This window comes from Bradyrhizobium sp. WBOS07, from assembly GCF_024585165.1.
In the GTDB taxonomy this organism is placed as follows: domain Bacteria; phylum Pseudomonadota; class Alphaproteobacteria; order Rhizobiales; family Xanthobacteraceae; genus Bradyrhizobium; species Bradyrhizobium japonicum_B.
This window is the reverse complement of record NZ_CP029008.1, coordinates 3,369,519-3,383,198: the sequence shown is the minus strand read 5'-3', so window position 1 is coordinate 3,383,198 and position 13,680 is coordinate 3,369,519. Positions and strand designations below refer to the sequence as shown.

Below are 13,680 nucleotides of genomic sequence, written 5' to 3'. Positions count from 1 at the left end.
TAGGGTGGGCAAAGCGGAGCGTGCCCACCGTTCCCTCCATTTGGCAGAATGGTCGGCACGGCGCTACGCGCCTTTGCCTACCCTACCGAATAGCTACGGAATAGCTGCACAATCACTCCAGCGTGGCCAAGAGTCCCGCCATCAGCCGGCCGCGCTCAACGAGGCTCTCGACTTCGATATACTCCTCCAGCGTGTGGCCGTTGCCGCCGCGCACGCCAAGGCCGTCGAGCGTCGGGATGCCCATCGCACCGGTGAAGTTGCCGTCGGAGCCGCCGCCGGAGCTCGCATGCGGTAATTCCGCGCCGAGAGATTTGGCGATGCCGCGCGCCTTTTCGTACAGCGCCATCGTGCCCGCATCCGGCTCCCATACCGGGCGCGTCACGCCGCGCGTCACCTTGAAGGTGACGTCGTTGGTCGTGCCCGACAGCGCCAGCATCCGCTCGACACCGCGGTCGAGATCGGCTTGGCGCTTGGCCATGGAGAGCGCTTCGCCGGTGGCGGTCGTGGCAACGCAATTGACCCATTGCCCGCCATGCACGACGCCGACCGAGATGGTGCAGTCCTCCGTCGTCATTGCGTCGATCGCGAGGATCTGCCGCGCCATCTCGCGGATGGCCGAACGGCCCGCCGACAGCGTCGCGCCGGCGTGGCTCGGCCGTCCGGTCGCCTCGAGAGTGAAGCGTGCGATGGCGTAACGTCCGGTGGTGACGCCGTTGTCGGCACGGCCGGGCTCGGGCACCAGCACATATTTGTTGCGCGCGGCTTCCGCCTCGATGATGTCGCGCGTCGAGGGCGTGCCGACTTCCTCATCCGGCGTGAACAGCACGGTGATCGGCAGCGGCGTGGTGAAGGATGCGCGCGCCAGCTGCCGGATCGCTTCCAGCGAGAGGTAGTTACCGCCCTTCATGTCATAGATGCCGGGGCCGTAGCACTTATTACCCTCGCGCCTCCATTTCAGCTTCTCGATGGTGCCGACCGGGTGGACGGTATCCATGTGTCCCGCGATCAGGATGCCGGGCTCGCCCTGTCTCGGATGCGGAAAGCGCGCGCGGATCACGCCGCCAAAGCCCTGACGGCCCGCGATGCGCTCGATCGTCGCACCCATGATGGCCATATCCCGCGCTGCGATATCGAGCATCCTGTCGACGGCGTTGGCATCCCAGGTCGGGCTCTCGCATTCCACCCAGGTGCGCAAGCCTTCGAGCATGGCCTCGGAATCGAAGGGAAGATTGGCTGGATTCATCTCAATGTCTCTCAAGCTTCGAAAGATGGAACGCGCATTGCATCGCCGCGGGGCGAGACGAGCGGAGAGTGTTGTAGTGCCAAACCGATCCTTGTGGAGCCCGTGCGCACGCCGCCAGGGCCTGCAGCGAAACCGGATTGACGCGCTCGGCACTGTCTGCAAGTCTCAAAAGACAAAGGCATTGCATGGGGTTAGTTCGCCCAAGGAACGAACCACATGCTCAATCAATAACCCGCCTTTGAACAGTTTCACGTCAGGAGAAACTTTTTATGTTGCACTTCATGCGCCGGGGGCCTCGCGCGTTTGCCTCCAAACTCGCGCTGTCTGTCGTCGCGCTTTCGACGGCGCTCGCCTCGCCGGTGCTCGCCGCCGGCAAGACCATCACGGCGGTGATGCATTCCGATCTGCGCATCATCGATCCGATCTTCACCACGGCCTACATCACGCGTGACCACGGCTACATGGTCTACGACACGCTGGTGGCTACCGATTCGAGCTTCAAGGTCCAGCCGCAGATGGCGGACTGGAAGGTCTCCGACGACAAGCTCACCTACACCTTCACGCTCCGCGACGGGCTGAAGTGGCATGACGGCGCGCCGGTGACGGCGGAGGATTGCGTCGCTTCTCTGAAGCGCTGGGCTGCGGTCGACGGCATGGGCCAGAAGCTCATGGACTTCACCGCCAGCATCGAGGCGACCGACGCCAAGACCATCACGTTGAAGCTGAAGGAGGCTTACGGCCTCGTGCTCGACTCCATCGGCAAGCCGTCCTCGCGCGTCGCCTTCATGATGCCCAAGCGCCTCGCCGAGACGCCGCCGGACAAGCAGATCCCCGAGCAGATCGGTTCGGGTCCCTTCAAGTTCGTGCAGGGTGAATTCCAGCCGGGCGTGAAGGCGGTCTACGTCAAGAATACCGATTACGTGCCGCGCAAGGAGCCGGCGAGCTGGACCTCCGGCGGCAAGGTCGTGAAGGTCGACCGCGTCGAGTGGATCACCATGCCGGACTCGCAGACCGCGGTGAACGCGCTGCAGTCGGGCGACATCGATTTCATGGAGAACCTGCCGTTCGACATGCTGCCGGTGCTGGAGCCCAACAAGGAGCTCACGATCGAGGTCCTGAACAAGTTCGGCTTTCAGACGCTCGGCCGGATGAACTTCCTTCATCCGCCGTTCGACAACGTGAAGGTGCGGCGCGCCGCCTTGCTGGCGATGAACCAGAAGGACGTGCTCGACGCGCTGGTCGGCAACGCTAAATATCAGAAGATCTGCGGCGCGTTCTTCATTTGCGACACGCCGCTCGCAACCGATGCGGGCTCCGAGACCCTGATCAAGGGCAACGGAATGGCGCAAGCCAAGAAGGCGCTGGCCGAGTCCGGCTATGACGGTACGCCGATCGTGATCATGGCCCCCGGCGATGTCACGACGCTGAAGGCGCAGCCGATCGTTGCGGCCCAGCTGCTGCGCGAGGCCGGCTTCAAGGTCGACCTTCAGGCGACCGACTGGCAGACGGTGGTGAGCCGCCGCGCCAGCCAGAAGCCGCCGAAGGAAGGCGGCTGGAACATGTTCTTCACCAACTGGGTCGCGGCCGACGTGTCCAACCCGATCGCCAATCTCTCGATCGGCGGCCAGGGCAAGAAGGGCTGGTTCGGCTGGGCGGAGGACGCCAAGATCGAGCAGCTCAAGGACGCTTTCGTCCGCGCGGCCTCGGTCGACGATCAGAAGAAGATCGCCGCTGACATCCAGAAGCAGGCCTATGAGCAGGTGATCTACATTCCGCTGGGGCAGTATCTGATCCCGAGCGGCTGGCGTAAATCGCTGACCGGCGTGCTCGACGGTCCCGCGACGCCGGTGTTCTGGAATATCGACAAGAAGGAGTAGGCGACCCCGCCTGCGCTTGAAAAGCGAAAGGCGCCTCGGGTGAAACCGCGGCGCCTTTTCTATGCGAGGATATCGGTCTCGATCAGCAGTGGCTGTCGCGCACCTGCTCGAGACCCTCACTCGCGAATGCCAGGCTTCGGTTCGGCTGCTCCTCGGACATTTCGCCGGGGGCAGGCCGCTCGGTCTCCCACGCGGGCTGATCCGCTCTGCTCTCGTGTTCCATCTCGCCGATCCCTTCAATTGCTGCAGTACAACATCGAGAGATCAGGGAAGTTCCTCAGGCGATGGGGCGATGATGCGGCCTGAACAGCCGTCCCTTCTCGACCGCCAGCACGATCCCGAGCGCGGCGAGCGTCGACAGGAAGAAGCCGATCGAGAACGGCAGCAGCGTGCCGTCGAAGCTCTGCCCGATCGCCATGCCGACCACGATGCCGATCAGCGTCGTGATCGAGCCGTAGAGCGAGGAGGCGGTGCCGGCGATGTGTCCCTGCGATTCCATCGCGAGCGCAGTGAAGTTGGCGACCATCATGCCGAACGAGAACATCATCAGGGCGGAGAGAAGCATGAAAAGGGACAGTGGCAGCATGCCGAGGCTTTCCGTCAGCAGCATCACGCCGGCCACGGCGGTATAGAGCGCCAGCGCGCCGTGCGAGATCACGCGCATGCCGAGCCGCCCGACCAGCCTTGCATTGAGGAAGCCGGCAATGGCGACGCCGACCGCGACCGCCGCGAAAGCGAGCGGGAAGTAATGGCCGAGGCGATAGATGCCGGTGAAGACCTGCTGCGCGCAGAACACGTACGCGAAGAGTGCGCCCATCACGCTGCCGGCAGCCGTGGCATAGCCGATGGTCTGGCGATGGGTCACGGTCTGCCGGAACGCCGAGAGCACGTCGGCGGGCGCCAGCGACCTGCGTTCCGACTCGGGAAGCGTCTCGGGCAGCCGCAGCACGCACCATGCGAGCGCGAGCAGCCCGTAGAGCATCAGCACCACGAAGATGCCGCGCCACGCCGTCACCAGCAACACCGCCTGTCCGAACGAGGGGGCGATCACGGGCACCGCGATGAACACCATCATGGCGAGCGACATCACGCTCGCCATGCGGCGGCCGGCATAGCAGTCGCGCACGATCGAGGTCGCGATCACGCGCGTCGCCGCGGTGCCCAATCCCTGCAGCGCGCGCGCCAGCAGCAGCGTCTCGAACGAGGGCGCTGCGACTGCCAGCACGCTCGCCACCGCATAGACCGCCATGCCGCCGAGCAGCACCGGCCGGCGGCCGAAACGGTCCGACAGCGGGCCCATGACGAACTGACCGACACCAAAGCCGATCAGGAAGGTCGACAGCACCAATTGGAGGTGATTGGCGACGGGGATCCTGAAGGCTGCCCCGATATTGGGCAGCGCCGGCAACATCATGTCCATTGCAAGCGGATTCAGCGCCATGATGGACGCGATCACGATGACGAATTCCGGAAAGCGCATCGGGCGGTGTCCCGCGGACACCCAGTCGTCGGCATTGACGTCAGACAAGAAGCTCACCTCGCAATTTCAGGGGCTTTATCCGCCGTGGATGCTGCGCTGCACAACCCACGTTTCGGGATGGCTGGCAGGCAGAGCAGGTGCGGACAAGACTTGGTGAGCGGTCAGCCCTGGGCGGGGGACGACCCTGGCATCGGTCGCGGGCGGGCCTTACCTGGAAGCGGCCTCTTGCCGTGTGTAGAGGCTGACATACGCGCCGGTATATTCCTCTTTCCAGCCCCTCTCGCCGACCAGGAAATGCCGCAGCTGGTCATGTGCTCTGATCCAGAGCACCGCATCGATCTTGTACTTGGCGATCACCTTGTCCCAGGTCGCCGCGTCGATGTCCCACCGGACCAGCGCGAGATAATCCCGAAGCAACGCGTCGGGGTAGGCGGTCGCAGCCCGGCCGTCGACGAAGAGGGGCACCGATCCCTGGGTTCTGAAGATCAGGAGCCCGCCGACGTTCCAATGGTTGAGCAGGTGCCCGCGCGGGCTGTGCGCCTCGAGGTAGCGGGCATCTGCTTCGGAGAGCATGTCGGGCAATGCCAGCGCCGGTCTCACCTGCATGAACGTGACGGGCAGCAACAAGAGCCCGACGACACCTGCCGCCAGCATCGCGCGCCGGAGCTCGAGGCTCCGGAGCTTCGGCAGCAGCCGGTCGATGTGCAGCGCCATCGGGACGCTCGAGAAAATGAAGAAGAATGCGGTGTATCTGAACTGGTAGAGGCCCAGAAAAAGGAAGAGCCACGCCAGCACGCGCGCTTCGAGCGGCACGCGCGTGGAGTTTCGGTAGCGCAGCTCCAGGGCCGCGAATGTCAGCGCATAGGCGATGCCGGGAAGGCTCCCCGGCAGTTCCACGTTGTGAAAATAGGACCGCCATTCACTGATGTCGGCCTGCACGAAATGACCCAGTGTCGCCGTCACGCCGTCATAGATGTGCCATCCCAGCGGATTGACGAAGATCGCGATGAAGCACCCGACGCCCGCCAGGCAGTGATTGCGAAAGCCTGTCCAGTCCCGCCGCAGCAACGCGACGCCGGCGAAGACGCCGAGAATCGGAAAGGCGAGCATGAAGCCGCCATGCAGATTGACCCAGACGATCATCATCGGCGGCAGCAGGAACCATCGCCCCCGCCGCAGGCATTCCGCGTAAAACAGCACCGCGAACAACATCGTCGCGATGTTCGGCGATGCCGCCAGATACATGTTGGGTGAGGCTTCGTAGCAGGGATAGAGCAGGCACGCGGCGAACACCGCAATGCAGACCGCGGGGGCCGAAGCGCCGCTGCTCAAGCCGCAGAAGGCGAGATAGCCGGCGATGATCGCGCCGGAGGCGACGACCATGAGCACGATCCCGGCAAAGCCGGCCTGCTGATACAGCGCGCTGGCCATCACGTCCCAGAGCCAGGACAGATTGTACCATCGCTTGTCGCCGACGGTGAACGCCCACGGATCCTGCAAGGGCACTTCGCCCCGCTGTCTGATCAGGTCTCCGGCGGCGAGGTGCCAGCCCAGATCGTAATGGCCGAGCAGAAGCGGTCCGTTCGACAGGTAGAACACGGCGAGGAAAGCGATCAGGAAGACGTAGACTTCGACCCCATGCAGCTGAGATGCGGACGCCGCGCCTCTTCCGCCAATCCTGGACCGGGACCAATCCTCGCGCGCGTCCATCGGAGCTCTCACCATCGAAGCCAGCCGCTCCAGGCCCTGCGTTCCCTGGGTCTGCATCGACGGGGCAGACATCGCTCGCTTTAGGCGAGGACGATCTAAGGTGGAGTAAAGGCCGGCCGCGCCGCCCGGATTCGGCACGCGGAAGGGCGGCTTGGTAAACGAACGGTTGCGTGCCCGGCGCGCATCATGGGCTGCGAGCCCGCTTGCGGAGCGGCTGGGCAAACGTCAGATCTCGTGGTGCGGGCAGCCGGGGTCGAACCGGCACAGCGCTTGCGCACCGAGGGATTTTAAGTCCCTTGCGTCTACCAATTCCGCCATGCCCGCTTTGATCCAACGAGATCAAACACTTAAGTCCATCGCCGGCGGTCTGGAATTGGCGCCTTGCGTCACCGGTGGGACGTTTCTTCCTTAAGCGAGCCGGCGGCACAAGGCAAAGCCTCAATCCGGACATGTGTTATTGCTTTAGGCATTCTCATCCACGGGGACTGTTCATCCGACATGCCTGTTTCGTTTCTCTCCCGCTGTCGCTCCGGGCGCGGACTGCTTGCGCTGGGCCTGCTCGGCGCGACGCTCGCCGGCTGCGCGAGCGTCAGCGACACCATCAGCCCGGCCTTCGTGGACCCGGCCCGCTACGACCTCTGGGATTGCAAGCAGCTTGCTCCCGAACGCAAAAATCTCGTCATCCGCATCCAGGAGCTCGAGCGGCTGATGGCGAAGGCCGAGACCGGGACGGGGGGCGTCGTCGTCGCAGAGCTCGCCTATCGCAACGATTACGTCGCCGCGCGGGGCCAGCAGAAGCTGCTCGAAGAGACCTGGCGCAGGAACAGGTGCCGCGAGAGCGACATGGAGGCGGCAACACCGCCCGCCGAGCCGGCGGCTGCGCCGGCCGCAGCGGTCAAGCCTGCTCCGAAATCCGGCCGAACGGCACGCTGAGACCGCGGCTGCGCCGGTTCACGGCCGCCAGCCGTAGATCCAGTCCTGCCGCGCCAACATGCGGTCGGGACCGAGCGCGCGGATCGCAACATCGCGCGCGATCGCCAGCGCCCCGCCGAGATGATAGATGCGGCCCTGCTGCCGCGCGGTTCGCTGCACCCGCCGCACCCGCGCCTCGCGCGCCCGGCCGTATTGCTTCAGCGCTGCAGCGATATCAGCGCTGCTTTCGGTGGCTTCATAGCTGAGATGACGGGCGAGCACCGCGGCATCCTCGATCGCCATGCCCGCTCCTTGCGCTGCAAAGGGCAGCATCGCATGCACGGCATCGCCAAGCAGTGCCACCGGCCCTTTGCTCCAGGGACAGCCGTCGGGCACGCCGAACAGCGCCCATTTCCGCCAGCTCTCGACCGGGGCGAGCAGCATCCGCGCCGACGGCGGCCAGCGCGGGGCGGCGAAAGCGTTCATCACCTCGCGAAAATCGCCGGGCGTGCTCCAGCCCGGAATGTTCCAGGTGCCCGGCAGCACCGCGACCACGTTGATCTGGCGTCCGCCGGCGATCGGATAGGCGACCAGATGGGCATTCGGTCCCATCCAGAGCTGCACCCGGCGCGCGGTGTAGTCCTTCGGCAGTTGGGTGGCGTCTAACGTGCCGCGCCAGGCGATCAGCCCGGAGAAGCGCGGCTGCACTTCGGGAAACAGATGCTGGCGGACCGTCGACCAGATGCCGTCGGCGCCGATCAGGGCGCTGGCGAGATCGCTGCGGCGGATCGTGCCGCTGCGATGGACCACCGTCAGTCCCTTGGCATGCGGCGCGACGTCCTCGAAGGTCGCGCCCAGCTTCAGGTCGATATCGGGATGATCGGCAACGGCGCCTGATAGCGCCGATTGCAGGTCGGCGCGATGCACCACCCAATAGGGGGCGCCGGCCCGCAGCGAGGCGGCTTCGCCGAGCGGCATGCGCAGCAGCTCGCCGCCGGCCCGCGCGCTCATGATCGAGACCGCTTCCGGGACGACGGTGCGCAGCGCGAGGCGCTCGGTGAGGCCGAGCTCGACCAGCACGCGGCTGGCATTGGGGGAGAGCTGCAGGCCGGCGCCGACTTCCTCGAGGCGCTCGGCCTTTTCCAGCACGACGATGCGGAACCCGCGCGCCGCGAGCGCCAGCGCAGCCGTCAGTCCACCGATGCCGGCACCGGCGATGACGATCGTGCGGGAGAGCGCCACCCCTGACCGACGGATACGGTCAGGCCACCTTGTCCTTCAGGACGCATTCCGGCGGGCGGGCTTCGCCCGCCTTCAGGTCGGCCGCGAAGCGGTACAGCGTCGAGCAATAGGGGCAGATGATCTCGTTGTCGTTGCCGAGGTCGAGGAAGACGTGCGGATGGTCGAACGGAGGGTTGGCGCCCACGCACATGAACTCTTGCGAGCCGATCTCGATGACGGGGACACCGGCATCGTTGTGGAAGTGCGGGACGACATGGTCGGACATCGTAACTCATCCTGGAGTGGCAATGGCGGCAGACACAATCAAGAACTGACGCGGCATCTTTAAGGCGCCGCGGACCATACTGGCGGGTGCAGCTGATTGCTAGTCCGGCGGAACCGAAAGCTCCGCAATTGCCCCATGCTCATTTGCTCATGCAAATTCGACACAATCTTGCGGCCTGAGAGAAGCCCTTCTTTCGTCGGGGACGTTGTGTCGCAATTTTGGCATACTATCTCTGTGGGCACGTGCATTCGAGACGAAAGACGAATTGTCGGCGCGAGCGATCCCAGGGGCATCCGGGCTGTTCCACATGAAGTGGCTGCGAATCAGTACGGCGTTGGCGGGTATTGCCGCGTGCAGCTTCCTGCTCGCGCAGGTGGCGCCGCATGCCCGTGAGGCCGGTGCGATCCTTGCCGCCCAGGACGATCCCGCCGTGCTGTCCGAGCTGAAGCTCGATGCGCTGCTGCGGCAGAACGAGCGGGTGGTTCAGGACAACATCGAGGCCGCGCTCGCGGCCGGAGACGCCGATCTCGCCGACAGTTTCGTCGCGCTCGCGCGCGACCGCAACATCGCGCTGCCGGACGATCTCCTGAGCCGCGTCAGCGATGCGGTCAAGGCCGAGAATTCCACTTCGCAATTGGCCAAGCGATTTGCCACCGGCCTCGTCACCGGCAATGCCGACGATGTCGCGAGCCTGTCGGGAACGGTCGCCGGCGATCTCTTCGTGTTTGGCGACATCAGGGACATCGTCCGCGAGGGCAAGCACCTCGCCATGGGCGAGGACACCGATCGCCTCGTGCTCGGGCTCGCGGCCGCCGGCCTTGCGGTGACGGCGGCAACCTACGTGTCCGCCGGTGGTGCGGCGCCGGTGCGCGCCGGACTGACGCTGGTGAAGGATGCGCGCAAGGTCGGGCGGCTCGGCGAGGGGCTCGCCACATGGGCGGGCCGCTCCGCGCGCGAGGTCGTCGATACGCCGATGCTCCGCAATGCGGTCGCCAAAGGCTCGGTGCTCCGTCCGGGCGAGACGGTGAGCGCGATCAAGGCTGCGTTCCGGGCCGAGAAGGCCGGCGCGCTGGTGCGGCTGGGCAAGGACGTCACCCGCGTCGCCGGCAAGACCGGCACGCGCGGGGCGATGGATACCTTGCGCATCGCCGAAGGCCCGAAGGACGTCGCGCACGCGGCGCGGCTTGCCGAAGCGCAAGGCAGCAAGACGCGTGCGATCATCAAGCTGCTCGGCCGCGGCGCGCTGCTATTGATCGGCGGCGCGTTCGATCTGGCGATGTGGCTGTTCGGCGCGGTGCTGACGTTGTTCGGTCTTCTGTCCTCCATCAAGGCGACCACCGAGCGCCTGACCCAGGCCTGGTGCGACCGCAGGCGGGCGCGCCGGCTGCGCAAGGCGCGGATCGCAACCGAGGCCGCACTCGCCAACGCGGTCGCGACGGCCTGAGGCGCGAGCCGCTTCGGGCTATTGTTTGAGCACGATGTTGCCGGAAAACCGCTGCACACTTTTCCGGATCGTGGTCTAAGATCAATCCATTCCCTCAACATCCTCACGGAACTGAAGATGCCGAGCTTTCACAACGGCGCTGTTGAAATTGCCTATCTCGACGAAGGCGAGGGCGATCCGATCATCCTGGTGCACGGCTTTGCCTCCAGCAAGAACGTGAACTGGGTCTATCCGACCTGGGTCTCGGAGCTGCGCAAGAACGGCCGCCGCGTCATCGCGCTCGACAATCGCGGCCACGGCGACAGCGCCAAGCTGTACGAGCCCGCGCAATATTCGATTCCGACCATGGCCGGCGACGTGCTGGCGCTGATGGATCATCTCGCCATCCCGCAGGCCGACATCATGGGCTATTCGATGGGCGGACGGATGGCGGCGTGGCTCTCCCTCAACGAGCCGCAGCGGCTGCGCTCGGCGATCCTCGGCGGCATCGGCATCGGCGGGCTGATCGAAGGCACCGGGCCCGGCGAGACCGTGGCGAAAGCGCTGGAGGCGCCCTCGCTGGACGAGGTCACCGATCCCGTGGGGCGTACTTTCCGTGCCTTCGCCGACCAGACCCGCTCCGATCATCGTGCGCTCGCCGCCTGCCTGCGCGGCACGCGCGACCTCATGACCCGGGAGCAAGCCGCGCGCATCGACGTGCCGGTACTGATCGCGGTCGGCTCGACCGACGACGTCGCCGGCTCCGCCAGCGCGCTGGGTGCGATCATCCCGGGCTCCGAAGTGCTCGACATTCCCAATCGCGACCACATGCGCGCGGTCGGCGACAAGGTCTACAAGACCGGCGTGCTGGATTTCTTGTCACGCCGCGGGTGAGGAGCCAGCTGGTTCCACGGCAGGATCCGGGCCCCCCTCCTTGTGGCTGATTGCGTCGCTTGATCATCCCGCTATAATTTGCGTCATTGGCTCCTTCGCGCAGCGCATGAGTGGATCTGGGCATCTCGATCATCTGATTGATCGCATCTACGAGGCCGGGCTGATACCGTCATTGTGGCCCGAGGTCCTCAGTGAAATCGGTATCGCGATCGGCGGGAATGGCGGCCTGCTTTTCGCCGTCCGCGACGGCTACCTCAGCGCGGTCAACTCCCATAATTTCGACCAGACCATGCCCGTTTTCCTGAACGAGGGATGGAGCGAGCGCGATCCGTTGCTGCCGCGTGCCGCCGCGCTCAATTACGCCGGCTTCCTCAATGACGGAGACCTGCTGTCGGAGGAGGAGATCGCGACCAATGACGTGTACCGCGATTTCTACCGTCAGCACGGGCTCGGCTACCGAGCCGGGACGATCATCCCGATACCGAGCGGCGATTCGATCGCGATCGTCATGCCGCGACACCAGGACAACGGACCGGTGCCGCGCGACGTCGTCTCGTTCCTCGATGACTTGAGGCCGCATCTGGCTCGGGCGTCGCTGACCGCGAGCCGACTCGGTTTCGAGCACGCGCGCGCCCAAGCCGATGCGTTGCAGGCGATCGGGCTGCCCGGAGCGATATTGCGCGAACGCGGCCGGTTGCTCGCGGCAAACGGCTTGTTCGAAGCGCTGATGCCGTCGCTGTTCCACGACCGCGCCGAGCGGTTGACCTTGACCGATGCTGCCGCGGACGAATTGTTCCTGGCAGCAGTGGGGACGCCGTTGGTCGGCAACAATGGGATCGTCAAGTCCGTTGCCGTCGCAGCGGCGATGGATCGCGTACCGATGGTCCTGCATGTCATCCCGGTGCGCGGATCGGCACGCGATATCTTCACGCGAGCCACCTTCATGCTCGTCGTGACCCCGGTCGACCGCGGCGCGGTACCGAGTGCGGAAGTCCTGCAAGGGCTTTTCGACCTGACGCCGGCAGAGGCCCAGGTCGCACGTGGCGTTGCACAGGCCGCATCGATCGATGCGCTCGCAGCGACATTCGGCGTTGCGCGAGAGACCGTGCGCACGCAGCTCAAAGCCGTGCTTTCAAAGACCGGTCTTTCCCGTCAGCAGGAGCTCGTCAGCCTGCTTGCCGGCAAGGCATTGCGCGGCGGCTAGACGGTTTTTCCATCCGCGGACATATCCCCTCATCGCCCGTCCTGATCCGACACGCGACGGTCTGGACCAGACTTTGCTCCGGAATGCGCAGACTCCCTCTTCACCCAAATGGGTGAAGACACAAGTCAATCCTCCGGGTTGAAGTCTAATTGGTTGGATATTGGGCGAGAAGCGGCAGCAATGGTCAGTCCGGAGTTTCCGATATTCGAGGTGGTCCTGGTGCAGCGCAGGCGAAAAAGATGGGCCTGGAGTGTCTGCACCAGCCAGGGAGCCGTCGCGGCGCAGGGCCGGGAAGCAAGTCGACCCGCCGCCAAGTACCAGGCGGAAAGAGCGTTTTTCATGCTGCTGCTGACTGCGCCCTATCGGTCGCGGCTTCCAGCATAGCGAGGCCCAATTCCCACGAGCTGGAGCCGTTCTTGGTGCCCAGATTTCGCTGACGGCCGATGCCTCACGCTGCCTTGTCGCTGAACGCGGCGGGAAGCGTGTTGAGGAACGACATGACGCGCTGTGTGCGCAGGGGTGGGCGGCGACCCGAGGTGCGCAGCATCCACAGGGGTTCCCCAGGCGCGCGCCAGGGCGCCAGCACCTCGACCAGCCGGCCGGCGCGAAGATCTTCGTGGACCAGCCATGCCGGCCCCCAGCCGATCCCGAACCCATTCGCGATCAATGCGAGCGAGGCATGCGCGTCGTCGCAAATGTGCTTGGGCTTGGGCGTGAGGCGAATGGGTGCTTTGCCGCGCGGGTCGGCGAAGCGCCAGGTCAGGATCTGACCGCTCGCGGGATTGCGGAAGCCGACGTGGTCGTGCGCGGAAAGCTCAAAGGGAGTGGCCGGCGCGCCGCGCGCCTTCAGATAGGCGGGCGCGGCGCAGGCGATCCAGGAGAACGTGCAAAGCCGTCGCGCCTGATGGCCGGGCGTGCGGTCGAGGGGCCCTGAGCGGATCGCGACGTCGACGCCTTCCGCGGCGAGATCGAGAATCTCGTTGCGGAATTTGACCTCGATCTCGATTTCCGGCCGTTCCCGCAGGAACGCGGGCAGCCGCGGCAGGATGCAGGCGCGCGCGAACGAGGCGGGGGCAGTCACGCGCACCCGTCCGCCATCGTCGCGTGCGACTTCGCCGAGCGCGGATTGCACACGGGCGAGACTTTCGACCAAGGCGCGTCCCGCCGTCATCAGCCTGTCGCCCTCGTCGGTCAGCGCCAACGAGTGCGTTGAACGATGCAAGAGCCGCACCCCGCGAGCCTGTTCCAAGCGGGCAACCGCCTTGGACATCGCCGAGGTGGTCGTCCCCGCACGCCGCGCCGCTTCGGCGAACGAGCCCGCCTCGACCACGCGGACGAAGGCGAGCAGACGGGAGAGATCGGGAGGCAAGGTCGTTGTGGACATGAAGTCCACACAATCATGGCTGACCGGTCACTACAAGAGGTTTTCC

At 65.4% G+C, this 13,680-nt stretch carries 11 protein-coding genes and 1 tRNA gene; 5 read left to right on the top strand and 7 right to left on the bottom strand.

Annotated features, from left to right (window positions below; translation table 11 throughout):
* Positions 1-112: 112 nt before the first annotated feature.
* On the bottom strand, positions 113-1,243 hold the full coding sequence (locus DCM79_RS16150; RefSeq protein ID WP_257175321.1) for a M20/M25/M40 family metallo-hydrolase: 1,131 nt from the start codon (positions 1,241-1,243) through the stop codon (positions 113-115).
* Positions 1,244-1,512: 269 nt separating this feature from the next.
* Between DCM79_RS16150 and DCM79_RS16145 the strand changes: the two genes are divergently transcribed.
* Positions 1,513-3,120 (top strand): ABC transporter substrate-binding protein, encoded by a 1,608-nt coding sequence (locus DCM79_RS16145; protein ID WP_257175320.1) that lies wholly within the window; start codon positions 1,513-1,515, stop codon positions 3,118-3,120.
* Positions 3,121-3,397: 277 nt separating this feature from the next.
* Here DCM79_RS16145 and DCM79_RS16140 read toward each other — a convergent pair whose 3' ends face one another.
* The 3 genes from DCM79_RS16140 to DCM79_RS16130 form a co-directional block, all read right to left on the bottom strand.
* Positions 3,398-4,648 carry a multidrug effflux MFS transporter gene (locus tag DCM79_RS16140; RefSeq protein ID WP_257175319.1) on the bottom strand — a complete coding sequence of 417 codons (1,251 nt, stop codon included), beginning with the start codon at positions 4,646-4,648 and terminating at the stop codon, positions 3,398-3,400.
* 159 nt (positions 4,649-4,807) lie between these two features.
* The gene (locus DCM79_RS16135; RefSeq protein WP_306556739.1) at positions 4,808-6,532 is read right to left on the bottom strand and encodes a hypothetical protein; all 1,725 of its coding nucleotides are present in this window, start codon (positions 6,530-6,532) and stop codon (positions 4,808-4,810) included.
* 13 nt (positions 6,533-6,545) lie between these two features.
* Positions 6,546-6,634, bottom strand: a tRNA-Leu gene (locus tag DCM79_RS16130).
* 174 nt (positions 6,635-6,808) lie between these two features.
* Here DCM79_RS16130 and DCM79_RS16125 point away from each other — a divergent pair.
* On the top strand, positions 6,809-7,243 hold the full coding sequence (locus DCM79_RS16125) for a twin-arginine translocation pathway signal (protein WP_257175318.1): 435 nt from the start codon (positions 6,809-6,811) through the stop codon (positions 7,241-7,243).
* Positions 7,244-7,261: 18 nt separating this feature from the next.
* On the opposite strand, the gene DCM79_RS16120 is transcribed toward DCM79_RS16125, so the two are convergent.
* Positions 7,262-8,464, bottom strand: coding sequence for an FAD-dependent monooxygenase (locus tag DCM79_RS16120; RefSeq protein WP_257175317.1), 1,203 nt, complete (start codon positions 8,462-8,464; stop codon positions 7,262-7,264).
* Between the two features lie 19 nt (positions 8,465-8,483).
* Entirely contained in the window at positions 8,484-8,729 is a 246-nt protein-coding gene (locus tag DCM79_RS16115) for a zinc-finger domain-containing protein (protein WP_007602543.1), read from the bottom strand.
* A gap of 307 nt (positions 8,730-9,036) precedes the next feature.
* Between DCM79_RS16115 and DCM79_RS16110 the strand changes: the two genes are divergently transcribed.
* From DCM79_RS16110 to DCM79_RS16100, 3 genes are all read left to right on the top strand, one after another.
* The gene (locus DCM79_RS16110) at positions 9,037-10,173 is read left to right on the top strand and encodes a hypothetical protein (RefSeq protein WP_257175316.1); all 1,137 of its coding nucleotides are present in this window, start codon (positions 9,037-9,039) and stop codon (positions 10,171-10,173) included.
* A 117-nt stretch (positions 10,174-10,290) separates the two neighbouring features.
* Positions 10,291-11,046, top strand: a complete 756-nt coding sequence (locus DCM79_RS16105; RefSeq protein WP_257175315.1) for an alpha/beta fold hydrolase — start codon at positions 10,291-10,293, stop codon at positions 11,044-11,046.
* Positions 11,047-11,086: 40 nt separating this feature from the next.
* Positions 11,087-12,250 carry a LuxR family transcriptional regulator gene (locus DCM79_RS16100; RefSeq protein ID WP_257175314.1) on the top strand — a complete coding sequence of 388 codons (1,164 nt, stop codon included), beginning with the start codon at positions 11,087-11,089 and terminating at the stop codon, positions 12,248-12,250.
* 448 nt (positions 12,251-12,698) lie between these two features.
* On the opposite strand, the gene DCM79_RS16095 is transcribed toward DCM79_RS16100, so the two are convergent.
* A complete protein-coding gene (locus DCM79_RS16095) occupies positions 12,699-13,634 on the bottom strand; it encodes a LysR family transcriptional regulator (protein WP_257180773.1) in 936 nt (311 codons plus the stop codon).
* Positions 13,635-13,680 lie beyond the last annotated feature (46 nt).

Coding starts and splice junctions, on each gene's coding strand:
- DCM79_RS16150 (WP_257175321.1), bottom strand. CDS start 1,243: ATGAATCCAGCCAATCTTCCCTTCGATTCCGAGGCCATGCTCGAAGGC.
- DCM79_RS16145 (WP_257175320.1), top strand. CDS start 1,513: ATGTTGCACTTCATGCGCCGGGGGCCTCGCGCGTTTGCCTCCAAACTC.
- DCM79_RS16125 (WP_257175318.1), top strand. CDS start 6,809: ATGCCTGTTTCGTTTCTCTCCCGCTGTCGCTCCGGGCGCGGACTGCTT.
- DCM79_RS16115 (WP_007602543.1), bottom strand. CDS start 8,729: ATGTCCGACCATGTCGTCCCGCACTTCCACAACGATGCCGGTGTCCCC.
- DCM79_RS16110 (WP_257175316.1), top strand. CDS start 9,037: ATGAAGTGGCTGCGAATCAGTACGGCGTTGGCGGGTATTGCCGCGTGC.
- DCM79_RS16105 (WP_257175315.1), top strand. CDS start 10,291: ATGCCGAGCTTTCACAACGGCGCTGTTGAAATTGCCTATCTCGACGAA.
- DCM79_RS16095 (WP_257180773.1), bottom strand. CDS start 13,634: ATGTCCACAACGACCTTGCCTCCCGATCTCTCCCGTCTGCTCGCCTTC.